At 68.1% G+C, this 21,946-nt stretch carries 33 protein-coding genes; 2 read left to right on the top strand and 31 right to left on the bottom strand.

Annotation, left to right across the window (positions count from 1 at the left end):
• Positions 1–61: 61 nt before the first annotated feature.
• The 30 genes from AB0B66_RS10565 to AB0B66_RS10420 all read right to left on the bottom strand — a co-directional run bounded on the left by AB0B66_RS10565 (position 62) and on the right by AB0B66_RS10420 (position 19,650).
• A complete protein-coding gene (locus AB0B66_RS10565) occupies positions 62–1,030 on the bottom strand; it encodes a hypothetical protein (protein WP_360526152.1) in 969 nt (322 codons plus the stop codon).
• Positions 1,014–1,649 (bottom strand): hypothetical protein, encoded by a 636-nt coding sequence (locus tag AB0B66_RS10560; protein WP_360526149.1) that lies wholly within the window; start codon positions 1,647–1,649, stop codon positions 1,014–1,016. The genes AB0B66_RS10565 and AB0B66_RS10560 overlap by 17 nt, the downstream gene beginning before the upstream one ends.
• Before the next feature lie 2 nt (positions 1,650–1,651).
• The gene (locus AB0B66_RS10555; RefSeq protein WP_360526146.1) at positions 1,652–2,503 is read right to left on the bottom strand and encodes a hypothetical protein; all 852 of its coding nucleotides are present in this window, start codon (positions 2,501–2,503) and stop codon (positions 1,652–1,654) included.
• Between the two features lie 194 nt (positions 2,504–2,697).
• Positions 2,698–3,261, bottom strand: coding sequence for a hypothetical protein (locus tag AB0B66_RS10550; protein ID WP_360526143.1), 564 nt, complete (start codon positions 3,259–3,261; stop codon positions 2,698–2,700).
• Between the two features lie 206 nt (positions 3,262–3,467).
• A complete protein-coding gene (locus AB0B66_RS10545) occupies positions 3,468–3,968 on the bottom strand; it encodes an NUDIX hydrolase (protein ID WP_360526140.1) in 501 nt (166 codons plus the stop codon).
• Positions 3,965–4,399 (bottom strand): hypothetical protein, encoded by a 435-nt coding sequence (locus AB0B66_RS10540; protein ID WP_360526137.1) that lies wholly within the window; start codon positions 4,397–4,399, stop codon positions 3,965–3,967. The genes AB0B66_RS10545 and AB0B66_RS10540 overlap by 4 nt, the downstream gene beginning before the upstream one ends.
• A 108-nt stretch (positions 4,400–4,507) precedes the next feature.
• A complete protein-coding gene (locus AB0B66_RS10535; protein WP_360526134.1) occupies positions 4,508–5,191 on the bottom strand; it encodes a hypothetical protein in 684 nt (227 codons plus the stop codon).
• Between the two features lie 99 nt (positions 5,192–5,290).
• Positions 5,291–5,815: a hypothetical protein gene (locus AB0B66_RS10530; RefSeq protein WP_360526131.1), complete on the bottom strand. Its 525-nt coding sequence runs from the start codon at positions 5,813–5,815 to the stop codon at positions 5,291–5,293.
• 177 nt (positions 5,816–5,992) lie between these two features.
• Positions 5,993–6,313: a hypothetical protein gene (locus AB0B66_RS10525; protein WP_360526129.1), complete on the bottom strand. Its 321-nt coding sequence runs from the start codon at positions 6,311–6,313 to the stop codon at positions 5,993–5,995.
• A gap of 96 nt (positions 6,314–6,409) precedes the next feature.
• On the bottom strand, positions 6,410–6,943 hold the full coding sequence (locus tag AB0B66_RS10520) for a hypothetical protein (RefSeq protein WP_360526126.1): 534 nt from the start codon (positions 6,941–6,943) through the stop codon (positions 6,410–6,412).
• Between the two features lie 28 nt (positions 6,944–6,971).
• Entirely contained in the window at positions 6,972–7,958 is a 987-nt protein-coding gene (locus tag AB0B66_RS10515) for a diguanylate cyclase (RefSeq protein ID WP_360526123.1), read from the bottom strand.
• Between the two features lie 208 nt (positions 7,959–8,166).
• On the bottom strand, positions 8,167–8,805 hold the full coding sequence (locus tag AB0B66_RS10510; RefSeq protein ID WP_360526120.1) for a hypothetical protein: 639 nt from the start codon (positions 8,803–8,805) through the stop codon (positions 8,167–8,169).
• Positions 8,806–8,897: 92 nt separating this feature from the next.
• Complete coding sequence (locus tag AB0B66_RS10505) at positions 8,898–9,581, bottom strand: hypothetical protein (protein ID WP_360526117.1); 684 nt, start codon at positions 9,579–9,581, stop codon at positions 8,898–8,900.
• Positions 9,582–9,662: 81 nt separating this feature from the next.
• Positions 9,663–10,118: a hypothetical protein gene (locus AB0B66_RS10500; protein WP_360526114.1), complete on the bottom strand. Its 456-nt coding sequence runs from the start codon at positions 10,116–10,118 to the stop codon at positions 9,663–9,665.
• A gap of 141 nt (positions 10,119–10,259) precedes the next feature.
• Entirely contained in the window at positions 10,260–10,508 is a 249-nt protein-coding gene (locus AB0B66_RS10495; protein WP_360526111.1) for a hypothetical protein, read from the bottom strand.
• Positions 10,505–11,401, bottom strand: coding sequence for a hypothetical protein (locus AB0B66_RS10490; protein ID WP_360526108.1), 897 nt, complete (start codon positions 11,399–11,401; stop codon positions 10,505–10,507). The genes AB0B66_RS10495 and AB0B66_RS10490 overlap by 4 nt, the downstream gene beginning before the upstream one ends.
• A 54-nt stretch (positions 11,402–11,455) precedes the next feature.
• Positions 11,456–11,800: a hypothetical protein gene (locus AB0B66_RS10485; protein WP_360526105.1), complete on the bottom strand. Its 345-nt coding sequence runs from the start codon at positions 11,798–11,800 to the stop codon at positions 11,456–11,458.
• A complete protein-coding gene (locus tag AB0B66_RS10480) occupies positions 11,797–12,498 on the bottom strand; it encodes a hypothetical protein (RefSeq protein ID WP_360526102.1) in 702 nt (233 codons plus the stop codon). Before AB0B66_RS10480 ends, AB0B66_RS10485 begins: the two co-directional genes overlap by 4 nt.
• Positions 12,495–13,040, bottom strand: coding sequence for a hypothetical protein (locus AB0B66_RS10475; protein WP_360526099.1), 546 nt, complete (start codon positions 13,038–13,040; stop codon positions 12,495–12,497). Before AB0B66_RS10475 ends, AB0B66_RS10480 begins: the two co-directional genes overlap by 4 nt.
• Before the next feature lie 199 nt (positions 13,041–13,239).
• Entirely contained in the window at positions 13,240–13,704 is a 465-nt protein-coding gene (locus AB0B66_RS10470) for a hypothetical protein (RefSeq protein ID WP_360526096.1), read from the bottom strand.
• A gap of 110 nt (positions 13,705–13,814) precedes the next feature.
• The gene (locus AB0B66_RS10465; RefSeq protein ID WP_360526093.1) at positions 13,815–14,582 is read right to left on the bottom strand and encodes a hypothetical protein; all 768 of its coding nucleotides are present in this window, start codon (positions 14,580–14,582) and stop codon (positions 13,815–13,817) included.
• A gap of 131 nt (positions 14,583–14,713) precedes the next feature.
• Positions 14,714–14,926, bottom strand: coding sequence for a histone-like nucleoid-structuring protein Lsr2 (locus tag AB0B66_RS10460; RefSeq protein WP_360526090.1), 213 nt, complete (start codon positions 14,924–14,926; stop codon positions 14,714–14,716).
• Positions 14,927–15,009: 83 nt separating this feature from the next.
• Positions 15,010–15,255, bottom strand: a complete 246-nt coding sequence (locus AB0B66_RS10455; RefSeq protein ID WP_360526087.1) for a hypothetical protein — start codon at positions 15,253–15,255, stop codon at positions 15,010–15,012.
• Between the two features lie 100 nt (positions 15,256–15,355).
• A complete protein-coding gene (locus AB0B66_RS10450; RefSeq protein WP_360526084.1) occupies positions 15,356–16,123 on the bottom strand; it encodes a hypothetical protein in 768 nt (255 codons plus the stop codon).
• A gap of 16 nt (positions 16,124–16,139) precedes the next feature.
• The gene (locus AB0B66_RS10445) at positions 16,140–16,814 is read right to left on the bottom strand and encodes a hypothetical protein (RefSeq protein WP_360526081.1); all 675 of its coding nucleotides are present in this window, start codon (positions 16,812–16,814) and stop codon (positions 16,140–16,142) included.
• A gap of 69 nt (positions 16,815–16,883) precedes the next feature.
• Entirely contained in the window at positions 16,884–17,243 is a 360-nt protein-coding gene (locus AB0B66_RS10440; RefSeq protein WP_360526078.1) for a hypothetical protein, read from the bottom strand.
• Between the two features lie 55 nt (positions 17,244–17,298).
• Positions 17,299–17,805, bottom strand: coding sequence for a hypothetical protein (locus tag AB0B66_RS10435; RefSeq protein WP_360526075.1), 507 nt, complete (start codon positions 17,803–17,805; stop codon positions 17,299–17,301).
• Positions 17,806–17,822: 17 nt separating this feature from the next.
• On the bottom strand, positions 17,823–18,371 hold the full coding sequence (locus tag AB0B66_RS10430; protein WP_360526072.1) for a hypothetical protein: 549 nt from the start codon (positions 18,369–18,371) through the stop codon (positions 17,823–17,825).
• A 145-nt stretch (positions 18,372–18,516) separates the two neighbouring features.
• A complete protein-coding gene (locus AB0B66_RS10425; RefSeq protein ID WP_360526069.1) occupies positions 18,517–18,777 on the bottom strand; it encodes a hypothetical protein in 261 nt (86 codons plus the stop codon).
• Between the two features lie 276 nt (positions 18,778–19,053).
• Positions 19,054–19,650 carry a DUF6283 family protein gene (locus AB0B66_RS10420; RefSeq protein ID WP_360526066.1) on the bottom strand — a complete coding sequence of 199 codons (597 nt, stop codon included), beginning with the start codon at positions 19,648–19,650 and terminating at the stop codon, positions 19,054–19,056.
• Between the two features lie 72 nt (positions 19,651–19,722).
• Between AB0B66_RS10420 and AB0B66_RS10415 the strand changes: the two genes are divergently transcribed.
• Positions 19,723–20,046 (top strand): hypothetical protein, encoded by a 324-nt coding sequence (locus tag AB0B66_RS10415; protein WP_360526063.1) that lies wholly within the window; start codon positions 19,723–19,725, stop codon positions 20,044–20,046.
• Between the two features lie 188 nt (positions 20,047–20,234).
• Positions 20,235–20,489 carry a hypothetical protein gene (locus tag AB0B66_RS10410; RefSeq protein WP_203744929.1) on the top strand — a complete coding sequence of 85 codons (255 nt, stop codon included), beginning with the start codon at positions 20,235–20,237 and terminating at the stop codon, positions 20,487–20,489.
• Between the two features lie 330 nt (positions 20,490–20,819).
• Here AB0B66_RS10410 and AB0B66_RS10405 read toward each other — a convergent pair whose 3' ends face one another.
• Positions 20,820–21,890, bottom strand: a complete 1,071-nt coding sequence (locus tag AB0B66_RS10405; protein WP_360526059.1) for a peptidoglycan DD-metalloendopeptidase family protein — start codon at positions 21,888–21,890, stop codon at positions 20,820–20,822.
• Positions 21,891–21,946: the final 56 nt, after the last annotated feature.

Genomic DNA, 21,946 nt, shown 5'->3' with positions numbered 1-21,946 from the left:
TCCAGCGGAAACGTTGCCGGCGTCGGTGCGCCTCGGGGCCGCGTGGTTCGCGGCGGCGGGGTCATCGGCCGGTGTCGGCGCCGCCGAGCGCGGCGATGAACCGCTGTGCGGCCGCCAGGCGCGTATTGATCAGATGGGCGGTGCGGCCCAGGGCTTGTACGACGGCGTCGACGCCGGTGAGCTCGCTGTCCTCGGTGAGATCACCGTGCGCCTGGTGGTTGCTGGCCAGCCGTGTGGTGTGGCTGCCGGTGCGCAGGTCGACGCTGATGACCGCGCCGCCGTCGGGGCCGTCGCTGTCGGCGGTACGCCATACGCACACGTCGTCGAGCATTCCGTCGGTGTGCCATACCTGTGGTGCCAGCCCTTGTCGCAGGCGTGCCAGGACCTGGTCCAGGGCCGCGACGAACTCGTCGTCTTCGTGGGTGTTGCGGGTGTGGGCGTCGATGCCGAGGTCGTCGGCGTTGGCGGTGAGCCAGTCGCGGGCGGCCTGATAGTCGAATGTGACCGACGTCGGGGGCAGTGGTGCGATCGCTGCCAGGTGGGTGCCGAGGTCGCGGTGGTGGCGGCTCCGCGACGGTTTGGCCAGCGCGGCGAGCACCAGGTCGCGCTGCGCGGGCGACAACGCCCACACGTACAGCGGGTCCTGTCCGGGTGCAGCCGGTGGGGCTTGCCCGGTCTGTGGTGGTGGGGTGTTCTGCTGGCGGCCGATGAGGACGGAGACGCCGCGTACGGCCGGCCAGCCGTGCGAGGTTCCGGGGGCTCCGTCGGCGAACGCTTCGTAGCGTCGGCCGTTTTCCAGCCCGAAGACACCGGTGCGTGCGACGAGGTCCTGCACGAAGGCGTGGACGTCGATGGTCAGGTGGGCTTGGTCGCCGCTGCCGAGGCCGTACATCGTCAGCAGGGCGGTCTTGTCGCCGTACTCGACGATGATCGAGGCGAGGTCGTCGGTGTCCGGGTCGAGCCGGTAGATCGGGTATTCGTGGGGTGGACGGCCGTGGGCTTTCAGGAACTGCTCAAACGTTTCGATCATGGGGTCCCCAGGTGTGAGGTGGCATGGCCTGCGGCGCTGTCAGAGGCTGACGCCGGGTGCCGGTGGTGACGGTGGTGTGCCCGCGTGTGAGCTCGCGAGCATTTCGGGGATCGGTCCAGTGGCGGCCGACGAGGACCAGGCCGGCGGTCGTGTCGCCGAGCAGGCGCCGGTCGAGGCAGCGGTGGCCGCCGAATGTGGTGGTGACGAGGTTGTGCGCGGTTGCCCAGTGGCGCCAGGAGCGGCTGCTGCCGATGACACAGGTGCCGGACAGGTGGTGACGCATACGCAGCAGGACGGCCTTGACCACCAGGTCGTAGGGGTGGCCGTCGGTGCGGATGCGGCTGTGTTCGGCCCGGTCGTGGTCATGTCCGCGCCGGGTCTGCTCCGGGGGATGTAGCTGGAACGGTTGTCGGTCTTGGGAAGCGTCGGCGCGGCCGTTGAATCCGATGCCGTTCTTGGAGATCTCGGGTGTCCCCACGCCGCAGGGTCCGGTGACGGTGACGCCGTAGAAGACCTCCGCCGCGACGATGAGCAGGTCGGCTTCGCTGACCAGTTTCGGCCAGAACCGGTGATAGTCGAAGCTGGCAGGTTGAATGCGGAAACTGTGAGCGATGGCCATCGTCAGCTTTCGTGACGACTAGCGGGTGCGGCGGGTCCTTGGGCGCTGCGTCCGGCGGTCGCGTGGGGCGCGTGGCGGGTCTGGTGCCGTCCGAGGACGGTGCTGATCTGTCGCAGGGCGATCTCAAGGGCGTGCAATGCGCCGTCGAGCCCTTCGTCAGGACTCTGGAATGTGCCTCGGTGGCATCTGGAGGTCACCAAGGTGATGCCTCCTCCGGACAGCGTGACGACGAACGCGATGGTGCCGCCCCGTGATGTGGAGGCGCCTGACTCCCAGGGCCAGGACTCGGTCGAGTCGTGTACGTGCCATGCCCGCAGGTCGCTGACGCCGCCAGGCAGGGTCACCGCCTGGTCCCGCACTGCGGCGTGGACCAGGTCGCACACGTCGTGAAGGTAGCCGTCGGCGTCGTTGACCCATAGATCCCACCGATCGGGAAACATCGCCAGGTTGGCCAGGGTCTGCGTCGTTCCTGCTGCCTGTGTTCCGGTCATCCATGCCCGGAGCCGGTCGCGGTCGAACCCGGCCGGAGGAGCCGACTCCATCATCGTCAGGATCTTCCGCGTGATGGTTGCGGGCGTGGCCCAGGGCTGCTGCGGGACCAGCCACTCGATGCCGTCATCGGTGTGATGGCGTACGGCGATGTCGTCGCCGCTGGCCAGGAACGGTCCGTCCGGGCCGATGGGGCGGCAGGGCCCAAGCGTCAGCGGCCACGAGCCGTACCCTCGCATGTCGGTGCCTGCGGCACCGATGTACAACATCCAGGCGCCGCCGCCGAGCCAGTCGAACTGCGCCGGGACGCCCTCGGCGCGCAGCGCATCGGCGATGACGCTTACGTTGAGTTCTTCGTTGTCCATCCAGCTTCTCCTGTTGACCTGTGGCCTTGTGTCGGTGCTGTGCGGCCACCGCTGGCCCCGCCCCGGGTGGGCGATGGCCGTGACGGATCAGATCGACGCCACCATGGCCGCGATCAGCAGCCGGGGCGCGTGCGCGCAGTGGCGCACCTGCTCGCCGACCGCATCCCATGAAGCCGCACAGCTGGCGGACGGGGTCAGGCGTTGCGGTTCGTGCGGCGCTGGATCTCGGTGAGCTGCTCGGCGGTCCAGCCGGACAGGGTCGCGACCGCGCGGTGCTGGTAGCCGGGATGAGCACCGGACTCGGCATCGGCGCTTTCATACCGCGTGAGGCTGGTGAACGACACCGCCTCGTCGGTGAGGGCATCGGCTGCGGCCGCGACCGGGTCGTCCCAGTCGTCGCCGAATCGCTGCGTCAACGGCAGGTGGGCGTGGTCGGTCGTGTAGATGTGTCCGTCACGGCCCCGGTAGTCGACCGCCCAGGCGATCGTCGGCACCGTCGTGGCGGGCGTCGTGTCGTGGCGGCGGCGCTGGTGCAGTTCGCTGATGAGGCCACGAGCGGCCACGGCAGGCACGCCGGTCAACTGTGTGATCTGCTTTGCCAGGGCCCCTTCGGCGGCTTCGGCGCCTTCGAGCAGGCGCCGCCACGACTCGCTGTCGGGGACGTACTGGCGACGCTGGTTGTCCAGACGGCAGATGTACAGCCAGAGAGGCCGGATGACATGCCACCACATCGAGCTGGTTAGTTCGTCTACGGTCACGAGTTTTCCTCCACTGGCAGCAGCCGCCGCCACCGATAACGCCTCGATGACGGCAGCTGGCAAGGATGGTCAGGGCTGGGACAGGATGGTGCGCGGTGCCGGAGGGCATTGCTGCGCGTTCGCTGTCCGCGATGAAGGCACGGCATTTGGGTTTTGCGGATGCGATCGCTGAGGTCAGCGCTCAGACGCCATTGGGCCGTCGTCTGTCACGCGGAAGGCCGCCGGGCGGCACCCGTGAGCCGGATGTGCCCATGTTCGAGGTAGTAGGTGGCCCCGTCACGCTGTGCCTGTTGGGCGGCCTGAACGCGGCGCGTCAGGATCGGCGCGGCGGTCATCCGCTGGGCTGTCTGCGCCGGTGTGCACCATGCCCACGACCGCAGCTCGCTTTCCTGCAGTCGGATGCTGAGCGGTTCGGCGATGACACCGCCGTCGAACACCGCCATGACCGCGGTCCCAAGGTCGTCGATGACGAGAAGCCGCCCGACAGGCCAGCTGAGATCGAGTTCTTCTTCGAGCTCGCGTATCGCTGCGGTCAGCAGAGTCTCGCCTTGATCGACGACACCGCCGGGCAGGTCCCAGTGGTCTTTGTAGGTCGGCTCGACGAGCAGGATCCGGTCGTCGGGGTCGGTGAACAGCACACCGGCGGCCGACTTCTTGAGCCCGGGGATCGCGGTATCTGCGCCGGGGATGATGGAAGACGTCGTCATCGCGGTCGCCGACTGATCGTGTGGCGGGGGACAGCCGGCGGTGCCAGTTGCAGGTCGGCGGGAACGCTGCTGGTCCAGGTATTGGGCATGGCGTCGAGTACTGGCCGTCGGTCGACGGTGATGGCCAGGCCGTAGTCGTCGTGGTCGTCGGTGGTGACAGCGACGACGATGTCGGCGTGCCCGTCGGCGGGCTGCGTGATGCGGATCGTGTAGGGGCCGGCGTAGACGACGGCCGTGGCGATGCCGTAGCGGTCTTCGACGACCTCGGCGTCCAGCTCGATCGTGTGGTTGAGCAGCGGCCGGCCGCTGTCGCAGACCAGCGACGTGAGCAAATCGACGACATCGCCGCCCGATGGGTCGACCGACCTGTTGAGGAAGGCTGTCAGCTGGTCGACGATCAGGGTGTCCGGATGGGTCTGTTCGGTGGTCATGGCTTCATCCCGAAGGGTGTCGTGCTGAGGCACAGGGGCAGGCGGGCTGCCGGCGGGCAGGCGGCCCCGCGAGAAGTGGCCAGCGGGCACTGGTCCGGACCAGCCCGGTCACCTGATGCTGCTGTCGACGGGGATGCGGCCGCTCAGGCGCAGCATGCGTCGCACTGCCGCCTCCAGCGATTCGACATGCAGCGAGGATGGGCTTGCCGGTCGCCAGGTGCCATCGGGCTGGCGAGTCAGCAGCCCGGCGGTGTACTGGCCGGAGGTGTGGCCGAGCGCGCCGGCGACCTGGACCACGGTGTGCCAGCGTCCCCTGGCGATGGCCGGGACTGCGGCCACAACGGGCCGCGACGTCACATCGGGTAGCACGGGCCGGAAGGCGGTGGTCAGTGCGACGAACTGCTCGAGGCTGTTGAGGAGCTGATGGGCCTGGCGGACGAGGGCGTAGGTCATCGACATTGCGGCAGCTGCGGGATCGGGGTCGTCGCCGAGAATGCCGGCCAAGCAGATGGGCAGGCTCGTCAGCCGCAGATCGGCGCCGACTTGGACGACGACCTGGACGTATTCCGTGTCGCCGGGCGCAGTGGGAAGTGGCTCGGCCGACAGCGTATGGACCGGGGCGAGGATGGTGATGAGACCGACGGAGGCGGCGTCGGCGAGGAACTGGGATACGGCCTGCGTGCGCAGGTGCCGGCCATCGGCTCGGATGGACAGCCGCTGTTGCCAGCTGTCGGTGCCGCTGGCGGTGTTGGCCAGCAGGTCGCGGACCTTGCCGGCATCTACTCTGATCATGATGTGCCTTGTCTTGTTTTGTGTGCGGCCCGCCGCAATGCCACGTATGCGGGCACGCCGGGCCGCGCGGAGGTCCCCACGTGTGGCCCGGATCGGGTGCTACGCCTGAGGCCTGATGCCTGAGGTGGCGGGAGGGTTACCTGGGCGTCGTTCGATGGGGATCAGAAGCAGGCCGCGGTCGGCGTTGATCTTGTCCTCCGCGCTGGCGTCGAACGGCCAATCTTCGAATGACGCGTGCCCTTGCTCGCACGAGTGCCAGTGCCCCTGCCGGTACTGGTCGGCGATGCCGAACAGATCATTGGCCCGCCGGATCAGCTCAGCGTGCGGGCCATTGGCGTCGACGGCGGGGTCGCCGTTGATGTCTTTGGAGCACTGCCACAGCAGGCGACCGGACTGGTCACGGATCGTCGCCATGGCGTAGACGGACTCGAACTCGTTCCCGCGGCTTTCGTTGAGGGCGACGACGACGAGACCCGCCGTCGGATGCAGTCGCAGCACGAGCAGGGCGGCCAGCGCACCGCTGGAGGTGGCCAGTGCGTTCTGCGCCTGGCCCACCGCGACGATTGCTTGCTTGTACGCCTGCTCGGCAGTCTGAAGGTCGAGGTCGGCGATGCTGTATTTCATGATCGGCTTTCTGTCGAATAGCTGATGACAGCGGGCGAGGCGGCGGGGCCCCGTAGGGCCAACCGTGTGCTCAGGTTCGATGTCACCGAGAGTTTTGGCCGTCGTCATCAGCTGCGAGCAGCACTTCCTCGCCGCTGTGGCCCCTTCTCGACGTCGGGTGTGAGCCGTCGGCTTTAGCTAACGGTGGACCGGGACGGCTGGCGCCCACGTCAGGGTGCCGTCGTCGAATCGTGCGATGAGCACGGGCCCGGCCTCGCTCATAGCCTCGACCCAGGCCGATACGTCGTGGGTCGGGTCATCTGGGTCGGGGAACGGGTTGGTGGTCACCGTGTCGTCATCGAGCAGGCCGCCGATCCATGCTTGGTGCATGGCGCAGATCGAGCGGACGAGTTGCCGGTCGACGGCGTCGCGGGTGGCGCCGGCGATCAGCTCCGGTGATGCGCCGATGCCCGATGACCAGTCAAGTACCGCATAGTGGCGGCGGTGAGCGGAGTGCATGGTGCCCCTTTCCGCGTGACAGTGGGCTGCCGGATCGGCAGGCGACGCAGTGGCCGCACCTCGGCCGGCAGCCCGGGATTGGACGTTGTCTACGAGCTAGGCCAGGTCGTGGACGATGTTGTGCAGGGCGCGTAGTGCCTCGGGGATGTGGCCGACGAGCCGCTTGTCGAACGCGGCGTCTGCCGAGTCGAACAGCACGGTGGGTTCGCCGCCGCGGATGCGTTGAACCGACACGTCACGGCCCAGGACGACAGCGGTGAGCACCCGTACGTCTTGGCGTTTGGGGTGGCGGCTGACCGGGCGCGGCCCGGCGATGCGGGCGGCTTCTGCCACTGATGTGCTGTCGAACAGGCCCCAGGCTTCGAGGTGCAGGCACAGGCCAAGTGCGTTGGGGCCGACGGCGGTGCGGAAGCGTCGCCGGGCGTCGGAGTTGATGGCGGTGGACACGACGAGGTTGTCGAGGTGGCCCTGGATATCGGCTACTCCGTGGAGCACGGTGGTGTCTGTGGCGATGATGCCGTCGGCGTGACGGCGCATGACCAGCAGGCGCGGCGGGGCGTCCCAGCCCCGGTGGTCCAGCATGGCCTCAGTGCCGAACACGAAGTCCAGCAGTATGTCTTTGCCGGTCATTGGGCATCTCTCCGTGTATGTCGGCTGATCAGGCGGAGTGCGTGTCTGATAGGGCCCCTGGCTCGCGGTGCGGGGTCAGCGTGACGCTCGGCCGCGGGTTGCAGTGGTGTACCTGGCTGTGGTCGAGGAACGTCACCGCCGGGGAGGTCGTCGCGGCTTTGAGCAGGCTCAGCCAGTCGGCGATGTCGGCGTCGGGAGCGTCGGGGTCGGGGATGGGATGCCGGAGGTCGAACTCGGGGTCATCGGCGGCGAGTGGGCCGGTCCACCCCTTGGCCCGTTCGGCGAGGACGCGGACGACTTGTCTGGCGAGCAGGTCGGCGGTGAAGCCTGTCACCACTTCGGGTGGCAGCATCGAATGGAACTCGATCACGGCACACATCGGTGGCCGCTGCCGCAGCCGGTCGTGGGCGCGAAGCCCGGCCTTCCAGGTGGTGATGTGTCCGAGGCCGGCGCGGATCGCGACGCGCAGTGCGGTGTCGGCTCGGGAAAGGACGACGGAGGTACCGTCGTCTGGCTGGACGGCGTATACGCCGGCCGACACCGCGACCGTCAGTTGCACGGCGCGGCCGTCGACGGTGGCAGGAATGGGCTTCATCAGCGCATCGCACAGCTTCCGCAGTTCGTCGATGTTCGGCGGACCGGTCCAAACGAGGATGATCTCGTCGGCGGCTAGCCGGAACTCGGCGGCGTTGCACACCCGGGTGTGGGCGCTTCTGCGCATCAGCACGGCGAACACCGCCTCGGCGGTGCGGTGTCCGTAGGCGCCGCGGATGTCGCCCAGGCCGTGCAGCGACACGATCGCCACAGCGGTGACGCCGCCCGACTTGCGGTGCAGGTACCGCAGCAGCGCCCGGCGGTTGTCCATGCCGGTGCCGGGGTCGCTGTAGGCGGCCATCTGTGCGTCGAACAGGTCAAAGCGTGTTTCTCTGAGCCGGTACCAGGCCCAGCTCCCCACGCCGACGGAGACGGCCAGGCTCAGACATAACCCGGTCACCAGGAGCATATTCATGGTCATCGGAGGAGGACTCCTGTTGTTGTTCGGGCAGGCGGCCGGGCAGGCTCCGGCCCCCTGCGGTGAGCTTGAACTTGTGCCGCGGTCGTCGCAGGCCGTTCGGCGGTAAGCCGTGCCGCCCTGCAGCGGCTGCTTGGGCGCGATGCCCAGGTTCCGTGACGGCCAGGGTCACGGCGGCCAGGCGGCTGCCGTGACCCTGCCGCGCGGTAGATCACTTGGCTGGGGCCAGCCGTTGCAGCACGTCGTTTCGGGCGCGCAGGGCCAGCTGTCCGACGGTGTCGACGATCGTCTTGACCGCCGCAGCGCCGGCCGTGTCGTCGCGGGCCAGCGACTGGATCTGGTGGTCGTGGTGCGTGATGGCCAGCTCGGCGATCCGTGTGTGCAGGACGTGAGCAACGTCGGAGAGCTGGCGCATGTCGGGGTCGGTGACCGGCTCGTGGACGTACCGAGCCTGGTGTCCGGCGGCGATCAGGACTGCCTCGGAGACGATGCCCGCGTAGCGCACGCTCAGGCCCCGGCACGCGGCCTGCAGGTCCACGGCAGTGCCATCGGCCAGGGACCGGGCCAGCCGCAGCAGGCTTCCCATCCCGTCGGGCGTCCCGCAGGTGAGCTCGGTCAGCAGGTTGTCCCAGTTCTTCACCCGGGCGGTGGTGTACATGTCGTTGCTGGTGCCCTGCAGCGACACGATCAGGTGCGGCAGCAGCAGGCCCTGCCGCTCGGGCAGGTCGGTGCTGCACAGGATGTGTGCTGCGGCGTGGGCTGTGTCGGTGTTCTGGAACCTGGCGGCGTTGCGGATGTACTGCCGCAGATGGTCTGGCGGGTACTGGTTGTCCACGTCGGTGCCTTTCATGGTTGTGCTGTCACCTGACGGCTGCAGTTCGCAGGGCCTCGTCTGCGGGCTTGGGTCGCCGTCTGCGGTGGCAGGGCCGCCGGCGGGTCCAGTCAGCGGGTGGTTGGTTGGGGGCGGGTCAGGGGCACCAGCCGGGCGAAGTCGGGTTCTTGGATGACCCAGCACCCGGCGGCGGTGATCTGGTACAGGTACCGGCCCGCTCCGGTGAGTTCCTTCTTGCTGGTCCCGGGTGCCCAGGTGGCGTCGTTGTCGGCGAGGTCGACGGTCGCGGTGCGGAACCCGTCGCCGAGGTCGTGGGTGATGTGGGCGAGCACGTCGGCGTGGGTGAACCGCCGCGGCGGCCGGGTGCCGAACGCAAGCCACTGCCCAAGGTGATGCATCACCTCGTCGGGATCGGTGAACCGTGCCTCGGCGCTGCTTTCGTGGCGGTTGGCGGTGTAGAAGATGACCTCGTACCACCGCTGGTCGGTGAGGGTCGGGCGAGGCACCTGGATGTTGACCCGGCGGCCGCTGTCGCTGTACGCGACGGCGATCTCGCGGGCCGGTCCACGTGTCCTGCTGCCGGTGATGCTGCGGCCGTCCTCGTTGCGCAGCTCGTAGTCGAAGGTGGTGTACGCGCTCTGCTGGCACAGCGTCTGCAGGCGGCTGATGAGCTCGCCGATCAGCTGGCTGCCCTCGGGGTCCCCATCCGAGGTGCCAGACAGATCTTCCACGTCGTAACGGCTGAGACCGTCGGTGTCGGGGTCCGGTGCGTCGACCGGCTGCGTGTCGGGCATGGTCGAAGTCCTTTGCAGGTGCTCCGCGGGGCCTGGGCGGCCCTGGAGGATCGCTGGGGTGTTGGCGCCTGGCGGTCGGCGTCAGGAGGGCGGCTGCCGATCGCTGTGGGCGATGAGCCGGTCGAGGTCGGTCAGACGGGCCAGCACGGAGTTCTGGCAGTCGTCGAGGCCGAAGGCCTGCTTGCGGCCTTGGGCGTGGCCGGCTGCGCACAGCAGCAGCGACCGCCACGCGTCGAGGACTTCCCACACGGCGTGCACGCCACCGTCGGGCAGGTGCGGGCAGGTGTCCCAGGCGGCGATCCAGGCCTCTGCTTTGCACCGGCCGTGAGGCAGGCTCCACAGGTTGGTGTAGATCTCCTGCGCGTGGTCTGCCATGTCGGTGATGTCGGCGGGCACCCGCAGCGCCGGTATTGGCAGGCAGCCGGGGACGGGATGGTCCTCGCGGAGCGACAAAAGCAGTGAGGCCAGCGACTGTCGCAGCGCTGTTGTTGCCTCGGCAAGCCGATGCTCGACCTCGGCAGCGGAGAGTTTGGGCACGATGGTTCCTCGAAATGTCGTGATCACGAATGTGGCCAGGTCGCTGGACGGGCCGCGCGGCCCGGGTCCTGACGAGATCTCCAGCAGCTGCGCCGGTGTCGGGCCGGACCTTGCCGGTCATGTCGGCCCGACACGGGGCGCTCACGGAGCTGGTTGCTCGATGCGCAGGTAGGCGCGTACGGCTCGCATGGAGCGCAGCGCGGTGCCGTTGCCGGACACGGCGCGGTAGAAGGTGTCGGCGTCGCGGTAGAACCAGACGGTGACGCTGCGGCCTTTGGCACCCCGGCCGGTCCTGGCCTCGAACTCGTGATTATCGGACCAGGTGATGCGTGCGCCGGCTGCTCGCAGCGTCTCGGCGAACCGGCTGCAGGTGATCGGTGACCTGTTCACGGCCGTTTCCGCTGTTGTTGCTGCGTGTGACCAGTACGTCGGTCGATGAGACGCCAGATTCTGCGTCTGAGGGCGTGAGCACCGCGACGCAGCGGATACATGGCCGCCGAAGGCCACGTTATGCGTGGTGCGGTGCGGGACCGGCAGCAGCCGCGCAGGCCTTCCGGATCGTCGTCGAGATCGGAGTCGAAGACCTCGGTTTCGTTGACGAGCAACGTCATCGTGGTGCACCCGTTCACATCGACGAGCCACTCGTCGGCTGTCTCGGTGTCGACGCGAACCTGCAGGCGCCCGTCCGGACGCAAGGAGCAGATGACGTGGATGCCTGCGATGACCAGCGTCGGGGACATCGAGTCGAAGCTCGCAGGCAGCATCGCGGCGGCGAGGTTGGCCTGCGCGGCCAGTGCGCTGACGTGGCCATCTCGTCGGCGATGCCTGGCCGCGGCCAGAGCCCATCGGCTGGGGTGGCCGTCGGGGAAGGTGAACCCGTCGTGGCTGGCGGCGAATCGTTCGGCGCGTTCGGCCATCTCATCGCACAGCACGGCGGCGTACCGGTCGATGTCGGCGTGGGTGAATTCGACTCGGATGGGGACGGTGCCGCTGCGGTCGTCGATGGCCAGAAGCAGGCCACCGCGGTCGACGTCGAACGTCACCTCGTAGCGGTACACGGCGACGTCATTCACCCAGGGCCACGAGGCGTCGGGCACCACATCGAATCCGGCCAGCAGCCGATAAACAGCGAGATGGTTGAGAAACTCCTGCATCCAGTCCGGCGGTGCGGTCACCGTCTGCGCGCGGAAGTCTGCGATGAGCGGAACGAGCAGGTGGGGCGGCAGGTTCGCCGCCCGGATCCGGAGGACCTCGTCAGGGTAGGTGCAGGAAAGCGTGATCACTGAGAAGCGCATACGCGGCTCCGGGATGAGAAGGTCAAAGGGGGTGGCCGCTGATCAGGTGTTGTCGGGGACCTCGGCCAGGACGTCGAGGAGCGGCCGGCCCACGGGCTCAGGCCGTTCGCGGTGTGGCCGCGGCGTGGGCGTGGGGAACAGGCGCTGGGCCAGGATGCGGTTTTCGGCCAGCACGTTGTCCAAGCGCACGAGGTCGGCGGGGTCGGTCAGCTGTCCTCGCCGATGGCGGTAGCGGCGCATCGCGCCGTCGATACCGTGTTGGGTGAGGACCTCGATGACTGCGGCGCGGACAGCGGCGCGGCTTGGACCCGGGACGTCGGCGATCGTGATGATCCGTGCGAGGGTCTCGACGTCGAGGTTGAAACTGACGCGGATGGTGCGGCTCACCGGGCGCGAACAGACAACCGGCCGACCTTGGCAGGCCCGGCGGGCGTCAATTGCCGCCAGGCGTGGTGCAGTAGCGGGTCGCTGAGGTGGCCGGTGATGCCCTGATCGAGCCGTAGTTGCGTTCCTCCGAACTCGGCAGCGGCAGCTGCCAGGGCGCACGCCGCTGTGACTGTCGCCTGGTGCCAGCGGTCCAGCGGATTGATGCCGATGGCGAAGCTCGCCTGGAACCGGCCGTCGCGGCGCAGGTAGACCCGGGCGCCGGTGTCATGTCCGTGTTCTGCTGGCGGCAGGTGTGCTCCGATGCGGGTGGCGAGCTGGTCTACCCAGCACCGGTAGCGCACGGCCGGATGGTCTGGTCTGAGCGCCTGGTGTTGCAAGGGCATCAGGTAGGCGGCGCGTAGGCGCCGAAGCACGCCGTCGGGGCCGAGCAGCTGCCAGGTTGTCAATGGCCCGGTCATCTGCTCGTAGACTCCGCCGGGCGCGAACTGGTTGATGATCACTGCTTCGGCTCCGTCAGGCACGGGCTTCAGGTAGACCGATCCGGTCAGGGCTTGCAGGTAGCCTGGGCCCGGACTCCATAGCGGGGCGTCGGCGGTCGCGGCGGCCGGGAGGATGAGCGTTGCGGTGGCGTACCAATTCTGGGATCCGGGCACCTGCCGCAGCTTGTTGGTCAGCTGCTTGTACAGCGGGGTGCTCATCGGGTACCGCTGTCTATGGCCGACCCGGTGTGCCGGCCCGCCGTTGGCGGCGAGCCGACGTGGCGTGACACTGCCGGTCGATCGGTCGTGATGCTGATCGCCTCGGCAGACACGGTGACCTTGAGTGCGGTGTCACCACCGGCGACGCCGGTGGTGACGACGGCGTACAGGCCGTCGGGGCGGTCGAGGTCGAGCGGCAGTTCGTGTTGTTGGTCGTCACCGAGATGGCTGGCCCGTCGGCGCTGAAGCTGGGCGGCGTGGGCGTGCAGCGAGACGGCAGGCTGCCACCCGTGGGCCCAAACTGCTGAGCCGTTCGGGACGTGGAGTTGAATGCCGTGACCGACGACCAGCATCAGGCACAGCTCGCCGGAAGCAGATGCCTCGTACACGAGCTGCTGTATGCGGTCGAGTTCGAACATCAGGATCAGGTCTTCGGGACTGTCCGGGACGATGGGGCTGCCCATCGTTAGCTGCGCGGTGTTGCCGGCATCGGAAGGTGGATGGGGATGCGAGGGAGAACCTGCATCCGGGGTTTGAGTCATGATCGGGTGTCCTTTTGTGGGTGCCCGCGCCTGTTGGCGGGTGAGGGAGCCCGTAAGCGGCACAATCGCCTGCTGCCGGGCGGATAAGGGTGCCGTGCTGCCGCAGGCGAGTAGGCGATGCGCGGGTCTGGACGACCCCCGTCGTTCGCGGCCCGCGGGTGTGCGCGGCGGGTTGGGGGCTGTGCGGCGTTTCAGGAACTCACGCGGGTGAGGCCTGGGTGGCGTAGTCCAGGACGGACCGGATGCGGTCGTTGAGTGGTCCGAACAGTCGTAGGTGCATGTGGATGGCTTCGGCCCAGTCGCCGTCGGCTTCTGCGAGCCGTGCCGCGTCTCCGGCGTGCCTCAGCAGTCGCAGCAGGGCGGTGCGGACGGCGAGGTCGTAGGGCATGGCGCCGGTGTCGACCTGGAAGTGGACCGCGGTCTGGTCGGGCCAGTTGCCGTCGTCGGCTAGCGGCGGTGGGATACGCAGCGGGGAGTTGCTGCTGTCGGTGTCGGCGTCGCCGTTGAAGCAGATGCCGTTGGCGATGTCGATCTGCGGGTCGCCGGTGCCGTCAGGCCCGGCGATGACGATGCCCAGCTCGGCACAGTCGTCAACGATCCGTTGGACGTCTTCGACGATCTGCGGCCACGCTGCGGCGTAGTCGCTGTGGAGCTGCCGGATCAAGAAAGCGCAAACGGGCGGCATTTGGTGGTCTCCTAGCTGGCGGTGTCGAGACAGAGCGGTCAGGTCAGTCGCTGGCGTGCCGGGTGCGGCCACGGCGGGCCAGGGCCGTCTCAGGCAGCTGCGACGAGAAGGTCAGCGGCGACGGGTCGGCCGGTTGTCGTAGTGGAGTGGGGCCGCCGCCGGTCGAGGATGAAGGGGGTCGGCCGTCCGTCGGGCCGGGCCTGGACCGAGGGCACAGGGCCTGCGGTCGCAGTGACCTCGGTGGCGGGGGCGCCCACGATGGTGAGATGGCCGGCTGCCCGGCGCTGGCGAGTGGGCATGAGGTACCGCTGGCTGATCGCGTTCAGGTCTTCGGCTGCGTTGATCAGCGCAGCCATCAGGTGCTCCACATCGGTGACGGTGGCGGGTGCTGTGTGCATGAGCTGTCGCAGCAGCAGGGCGGCGTGTTCGGCGACCGGCGTCGCCTGGACAGCGGTTCGCTGCGGTGCGGGTGCGGGTGCGGCCTGGCCGATCGGTTGGCGGCCCGTCTGCGAGACGTCGGCCGGGGCCAGGGCGGGCGCGTCGAGGCAGCTGTGGTCCTGGGCTGGCTCCGGCGAGGCAGCGTGGTCCGTGCCGGGGTCGAGGCTGACGTCGCCGCTGGCGGGTTCGGTGTCGCCGTCGAGGCCGATCAGGCGTCGAAGGTAGGCGACTGCGGTGTCGATGTCGGCGATGGCGCAGTTCAGCGCGGTGAGGGTGAGTTCGGCGTCGGCGGTGTCGAGGCCTTCGCCGCCTTCGGCCAGGGCCAGGCGTAGCTGGCTGGTCATGGTGGCGAGCTGGCGGGCGGTGGTCACCGCGGCGTTGCGTCCTTGGGTGACGGCGCAGGCGTGGATGATGCGCATTGGGTGCTCCCTGTCGGGTCGGACAGGGGTTGAGCGGCCACACGGCCGCTCAACCCCTTGCGGGTTGTGGCGGCCGAGTTGGTCGGCTGCTCGCACGACCGGTGTCAACCGGCCGTGTCAGGTGTTGCGGGTCAGCGGGTGCGGGGCACGCGGCGCTGGGGTGTGAGGGTCGTATCCGGTCGGGCGCTGTCGATGAACGGCTGCAATGCTCGTCTCATGGCGGCGAGGTTGGCGGCGTTCAGGTCGATGCGGTATCTGCGGCCCTGGTAGGCGAACGCGACGGGCTGGGCGGGTGAGTGGCCGTCGAGGTCGTCGACTACGACCTCACGTATGTGGCTGACCATGGGGCTCCTTGGCGGAGGGCGAGCTGTGGACGCAGCGGCCACGGCAGCAGGCGAGATGCCGGTGTGGCAGCGGGCGGTGCTGGTCAGCCGACCAGGGCCTTCAGCTCGGCCTTGATGCGGCGGGCGTCGGGTCCACGCCAGGTGCTGGCGTTGGACAGGAAGTACCGCACGATGCCGCGCGCGTTGTCCTGCAGGTAGGTGTCGGTGATGCGGTCGAGGTGCCGCATCGCGTCCAGGTACGGGACGGCACCGAAGTACGGCTGCGGCCAGTGACAGCTGATGTCGGCGGCGATCTCGCTGATCGGGCGGGTGCCGGTGGTTTCGTTCATCACGATCTCCAGGCAGGTGCGTCGACCTCGGCCATGCCGGCTCGGTCGACGCAGACGGTCATGGCGGGCAACGGCTATGCGCTGCTGGGTCGGATGAAGATCAGGTTGTCCAGTGCAGTTCGACGCTGGCGGGCCAGTCGACGGGCAGCATGCCGACGTGCCGTTTGAAGTGGAGCGTGGTAGGGCGGACGCCGCAGGCCGCGGCGGCGGCGTGGATGCGCAGTGTCAGCTGCGACAGCTCCTCGTGGGTCAGTCGACCATTAGGGTGAGCGCCGGGGCTGTTGCGCTGTTCTGTGGTCTGCGGCAGCGTGAAGGTCACTTTCAGCAGGTGGGGATGCCCTGCGGCGGCGGCCAGTCCGACGCTGACCTCGGCCACGTCGTCCCAGAGTTCGCCCAGTACTGCTGCGGCGTGAGCGCCGTCGAAGCCGACGACGCAGCCGATGTGCTCGGCCAGAGCAACTTCGAAGGTTTCTCGGTCCGGTATGGCGATCATGAAGGTGGGCCGGTTGCCGCGTGCCGTCTGGCGGCTGGTGCCGATCGAGATGAACTGCAGGATCTGTTCGTCGGGGCGGCGCCACCACGGCAACGTGAGCGGGTCGGGCAGCTGGCGGGCGAGCCGCTGGACATCGGCGGCGAAGTGCAGGTCGAGGGTGTCGCGCTGGGAGAAGACTGCCATCCGTAGCGCGCGTGTCTTGTCGTCGTCGAGGTCGAGGAAAGTGGCGCCGCTGAGCTGCTGGAGGAGCTCGATCACGGCGGCGACGGACTGGCGTTGGTAGGGCGGCAGCGGTTTGCTGGAGGCGAGCAGTCTGCGGCAGCAGGTCAACGCTGTCGCGGCTGCCTGCTGGTCAGGCAGTTGCACGGTGAACACGACCGGGACGTTCCTTTCAGACGGATGCGTGGGCAGGTTGGTCGGTGGGGGTGGCGAAGACCGGTACATCGGTCAGGTGCAGTCGGCTGCGGCTGCCGCAGGCCGGGCAGTAGACGACCGCCGTATCCGTGCAAGGGCAGGGCCTGATGCTGGTGCCGTCGTCGTAGGCGACGCACTCCTGGCATGGCCGAAACGGTGTGGTGCGTCCGTCGAACAGGTCCGTGACGTGGTGCGGGCTGCCGGAGGAGTCCAGGACCGTGGTGTCGTTCAGCCAAGTCCAGGTGTGGCCCACTGGGCAGATGATGTCGACGGGGCGGACCCATCCCCAGTACGCGTCGTCCATGGTCCGGTCGTCGTATACGGCCGGACGGCGGTCTTCGACGTGCACCAGCGCATAAGTGGTGGCCTCGGCTCCGCCGCATGCCAGCACGACGGTGACGGCGTGCGTCAGGACGCTGTCGTCATGTTCTATGGGAGAGGTTTCGGTGACCGTCCAGCCGCGGGCGACGCACCACAGCAGCATGCGGTCCTCGACCGGCAGGCAGCCCTGGGGCCCGTCGAACGTGCGGTGGCTGGTGAAGTCGTTGAGGCTGTAGGTCAGCAACGGGTGCTCTTGGCCCAGTCTCTGGCCAAGCCACGCGTCGGTGTCGATCACGAACCAGCCGTCGAAGACCCTGACAGCAGCGGACATGGGACTCCTTCGAAATGTGTGTACGCGCCGCCGGAGGCCGGGGGTGCTCGGTGCTGTTGGCCGTACCGGCTACCGGCTGTCGGCGGAGTGGACCGCGGAGCCGGGACACTGGTCAGGGCAGTGGCCGTGCTCCCACGGGTAGGTGTCGGCGTCGACCCGCGCTCGTGACCAAAGACAGGCCCGGCCCGCCGGGGTGGCGTGCTCGTTGATCTCGTGTCGCACGGCGCCGGTGAACACGTGGACGACCTTGCCGGCCAGTTCCTCGGCGGCGTCTTTCATCCGATCCCAGGACTCAGGCGGGACGCTGCCGACGGCTTCCTCAAGGGCGTACGCAGCGTCCTGTTCCTCGTCGAACGTCGAGGCGGCATCGGCGTAATCAGCGGCTCGTTCCCCGCCGACGATGATGATCAGAAGAGGGGGAGTGGTCATGGTCATGCCCTTCGACAGCGCATCCGCATGGATCAGTGCTGCTCGCCACGCGTGGTCAGCGGCGGCTGATCGGACGCACGCGCAGCATCCGCTCGGCGGTCATCTGCGCGGTGAGGGTGCCGGTGAGCGAATGGAGCCGGACCTGGTAGCCATTGGCCCAGACGAGGTGCCAGGGCTCGGCCGGCTCATCGGCTCGGATGCCGGACGGGTCGCCGCTGTTGACGATCTCGATCCGCCGATCGTCGACCGTGATCGGTTTGGCCTGGTAGCCGGTACGGCGCCCCTGCAACATGGGGCAGGCGGTCGCGGCGTACCGGGCGCAGACCGGATGCATGGCAGGTTCTTTGCTGTTGCGGGCGGCGACATCGCTGTCGCGCATGGCGAACACGAAGGTCGGGTCCAGGGTTCGGCCGCAGACCTGACACAGCCGCGTCCACAACGCCAGCTCGATGCGCTGCGACAGCGTGTGGCCGAAGTGAGCCCGGCCATCGGGGGCCACTGCGGTGATCCACGGGACGACGAGCCCGCCGACGGTCGGCAGGTGCGCGAGCTGGACGGGCACGGCCTGCACGGGAGCGTTCATCGGCTGCCCGCCGGGCCGCCGGCCTGCTCCAGCAGTTGCGGGTCGACCCAGCCGCTCAAGCTCAGCACCAGGCCGTCGGTGGGGTCGGCGAACAGGTCGGGTCCAGGATCGGGGCCGCCGAACAGGTCGACGACCAGCGACCTTCCTGCGGCCGTGTCGTCCCAGACGCCGGGGTTGCCGACGGCGACGATGTCGGGCATGAGCATCTTCATGCGCAGCAGGACGGCGCATACAGCCAGGTCGTAGGGGTTGGCGTCGGTCTTGACGTAGCGGTAGCGGCGGCAGCTGCGGTCGGCGCCGGCGATCGGTGCGGGGGAGTCGAGATGGAAGCTGTCGCACTGCGAGCCCGCGATCCGGGAGCCGTTGAAGGCGATGCCTCGGCTCGGATGTAGGCGGGGTGTGCCAAGGCCGCTGGGTCCGTTGATCTCGATGCCCTTTGCCTTGACCGCATCGACGATGGTGACGGCGTCTTCGAGTAGGCCGGGCCACATGCTGGCGTAGATGTCGTGACCGGGTTGGATGGTGAAGGAGTGGCTGTATCCCACGTTGAGCTCCGGAGTTGGGCGCCACAATTGCGCAGGACCCGCTGATCCGGCGCGAATCGGTGCGACGGGTCGGTCGGAAGGCCGCTGGCCGGGCCGGCGGCATCGGCCCGCAAGCCGTACCGCCGGCCGGGTGCCAGATCTGTTGTCAGGCGATGAGGAAAACCTGGGTCGGCTTGAGCGACGGCACCTCACCCACATCGGTGATGACCTTGTACGTGTGCGGGCGCTGGTCCTTGGTGTACTTGTCGACGCTCACGCCCTGGACGGTGGCGGTGGTGACGCCACGGCTGACCCGGGCCGGGTGCCAGCCGGCGCGACCGATGACGCTGCGGCTCTTGCTCGGGTCGTCGGTGATGAGGATGCGGTCGCCTTTGAACGGGGCGTCGACCCGTCGTGTCTCAGACATCTGTGCTCCTTCGAAATGACGCCGAGCGCTCAGGCAGATGCGGTAGATGGGCGCATCCGTTCCGGAGGCCACGGCTCGAGGTTTGATCGAGAATTGTGATCGTCTGTGGCCGTAGCCGATCAGGCGTGAGGGCCGATGTTGATCGCTCCTGCGGCCATCGGCCTGCGTGGTGCCGTCGCGGTGCGGCGCCCAGTACGACAAGGAGGCTTGTATCGCGATCGCGTGTCGTTGGCGGGCGGCAGGCGTAGCGCACCGCTCAAAACGGTGTGGCCGCCGTCAGGTGATCAAGTCCCCGCGGACATTAACGATCTTGCTGATGAGGTGCCGTGCGGTTGCCGACGGGCGGTCGATCGCGGCTCTGCCGTGCTCGGCGGCCTCCCTGCCGGACCCGAACAACGGGACCGGACAGCAGTAGTCGACGGTCGCCTGGATGTCGTCGGCAGTCATGGAGCCGTCGACGGCGGCGATCCGCAGAGCCAGCAGATGGGCGCCGTCATGGCAGCCGGCCCACCCTGAACACACCCGCACCCGGGGACTGTCGAGATCTGTCTGGTGGCAGGCGAACACCCCGGCCGGCTGCTCGCCGGTGTCCCCGTCGTAGCGCTCGAGCTTGTCGTACTCGGTGGCTGCCCACACGCCCGATGGCACATCACGGCGGTATGGGCAGGACCGGCATGGTCGTGGTGCTGGAGGGCCGATACTGCGCAACGGGCTCCTTTCCGGGGACCGTGTGATCGTCTGACCGGCGACTATGCTGACTGTTTGCAGACGATTGTCGTTCAGTCTCGGCTCGGCATTGGCAGCCCGTCCGCGACTGGGGCCCCTGGGCTGATGCGATCTGTCCGCTCCGGCGCTGCCTGGACTGGTGGACATGGCGCGGTGGGTTCTTCACTCCTGGGAGGTACGCGCGTTGCTGCACCGATGCGATGGTGCGATGATCGCCGCGTGACGCAGGAGAGGCTCGACTGGCTGCGCGACTGCCTGCGACGCGACCGGGACCGGCTGCTGGACACGGCCCGCGAAGCTGCCGGTACGCCAGCCGGGAGAGTCGTGTGCCGCCTGGCGATGGACCAGGTGGCCGACGTCGGCTCCAAATTGAAGATCCTCGACATCGTCGAGCAGGCGCCTGGCGACGACCCCCGATTCGAGCAGATCATCGCCTGGCTCGCGTACTCCCGTAATACGGCACCTGGCTACCTGGACACGTGGGCACCCGACGAAGTCGATCTCGTCGCGCAGATCAAACTCCTCGACGAGCTCGACCAATGACCTTACGGAGCCTGAACGCAGCCAGGTGAGAGCTAGGGCCTTGTGGGTTCTCAATCGAGATGTCGGCCCACGAGGTGCCTGACCTTGCGCGCGGAGATCGTTCTCACTCAGGTTTACCTCGCGCGCATCCGCCCTGACCGGCGACGTATGCACGCTCAGATCCAACGTTACGACGCTAACCTTGGCCAATGAAGACGTACCTGCAGAGCCCGAACGCTCTCTCCAACGCGGAGATCGCAGAGGTCTACTCCCTGGCTGAGCAGCACAATGTAGGCATCTGCCTGTACGGCGGCACCCAGTCGCCGTCTAAAGGCGCTGCGGAATGGTCAGCCTCCGGGAGCATCCTCGCGCTGCGCCGCTTCATGAAGGCGGTGGGGTTCAGCACCATCCCCAAGCCGTCGTATCCCGAGGTCCGGTGGACCGACAAGAACAGGTGGGAGTGACGACCGCTCATCGGCAGATCCGCAAGGTGCGGCGCCCGGGGATTCTCTCACCATCGGCGCTACGCAGCGTCCCCATGGTCCAGGGGTGCAGCCCGCCCACCTTCAGTGCCCGTTAGCACATTAAGCCTATCCGGACACCACTGTTTCAGCGAGAATCGCCAGGTTACCTGAGACGCTTTTCCTTGCATAAGCTTACATATCGGACTACGGTCGCCAAGCTACACAAAAATCCATCGAGAAGCCTGTCGACTGCATTAGAATTCGCCAACCTCACCGAGACCGGACAGCCAGCGACAACTCGGACGACATGTCCATGAGAAGACGACATCTTCAGTGAGAAGCGACAGGCCTGCTGCTGCTGAGGTCGACGCCGCGAGCGGCGAAGAAGGCAACCGGGTCGACGGCGTTGGCCTCGGTGGCGGGCTGGCTGGTGTGGGTTTCCAGGTGCAGGTGCGGGCCGGTGGAGTGGCCGCTGTTGCCGACCAGGCCGATGATCTGCCCGGTGATGACCTCTTCGCCGACGGCGACGGCCGGGCGTTGCAGCATGTGGCAGTACCTGGTGACGGTCTTGTCGGGGTGCAGGATCTCGGCATACCAGCCGCAGCCCGGGGTGCTGAGGTTGCCGTCGATGTCGCATGACCGCGGTGACCCGTCGGCGTTGTAAGCGTTGCACCTGACCTTGATCACGATGCCGGATGAGGCGGCGCGGATCGGTGTGCCGCGGCCGGCGCCGAGGTCGACGCCGTCGTGCCCGGGGCGTGAAGCGGTGCGGAAGCCGGAGTTCAGCGGCGCGTCGACGGGCTTGATCCACCCTCCGGCGCTCATGCACATCCCGAAGCCGCCGGAGATGTCGATGCCGAGCGCTGTAGCGGCATCGGTGACCAGCGCGGTGGCGTCAGGTTCCCATTTGGCGTAGGCGTCGGGGTAGGCGCTGCGCTGCACGGCCTGGGCTGCCTGGGTCAGCGGCATCTGCTGCCAGCCGTCAATGGTCAGCAGCTTGTCGTAGAACTTGCCGGCGGCGTACTGCGGGTCCATGATCTGTTGCGGGGTTCCCCAGCCCTGGCTTGGCCGCTGCTGGAACAGACCCAGCGAGTCGTGGTCGTTGGCGGCGCCGAGGTCGCCGTGGTTTGTCAGCCTGGACTCCTGGATCGCGGTCGCGACGGCGATCACCATCCCGCGTCCGGGCACCTTCTTGCTCGCGCCGACTTGCACGATGGTGGCTACGTGGCCTTTCTGCTCGCTGTCGTAGCGTTCGAGTGGCGAAGGCGACCCGGAGGGTGCGGTGGTGGCCTGCGGGACGCAGGCGGTGGCGGTGCCGCTGAGGCCGATGAGTCCGCCGACGCAGCAGATGGCGACGCCGATGACGGTGGCGAGGATGAAGTTGATCGCGCGGCTGGTCATATCCGCGCGGCCTTGGGCTGGGGGTGCATGAGGGTTCCTCCTTGGTGTGCCGCGTT

The organism is Catellatospora sp. NPDC049111 (genome assembly GCF_040648615.1).
Classification (GTDB): Bacteria; Actinomycetota; Actinomycetes; order Mycobacteriales; family Micromonosporaceae; genus Catellatospora; species Catellatospora aurea.
This window is presented reverse-complemented; position numbering and strand designations above follow the sequence as displayed.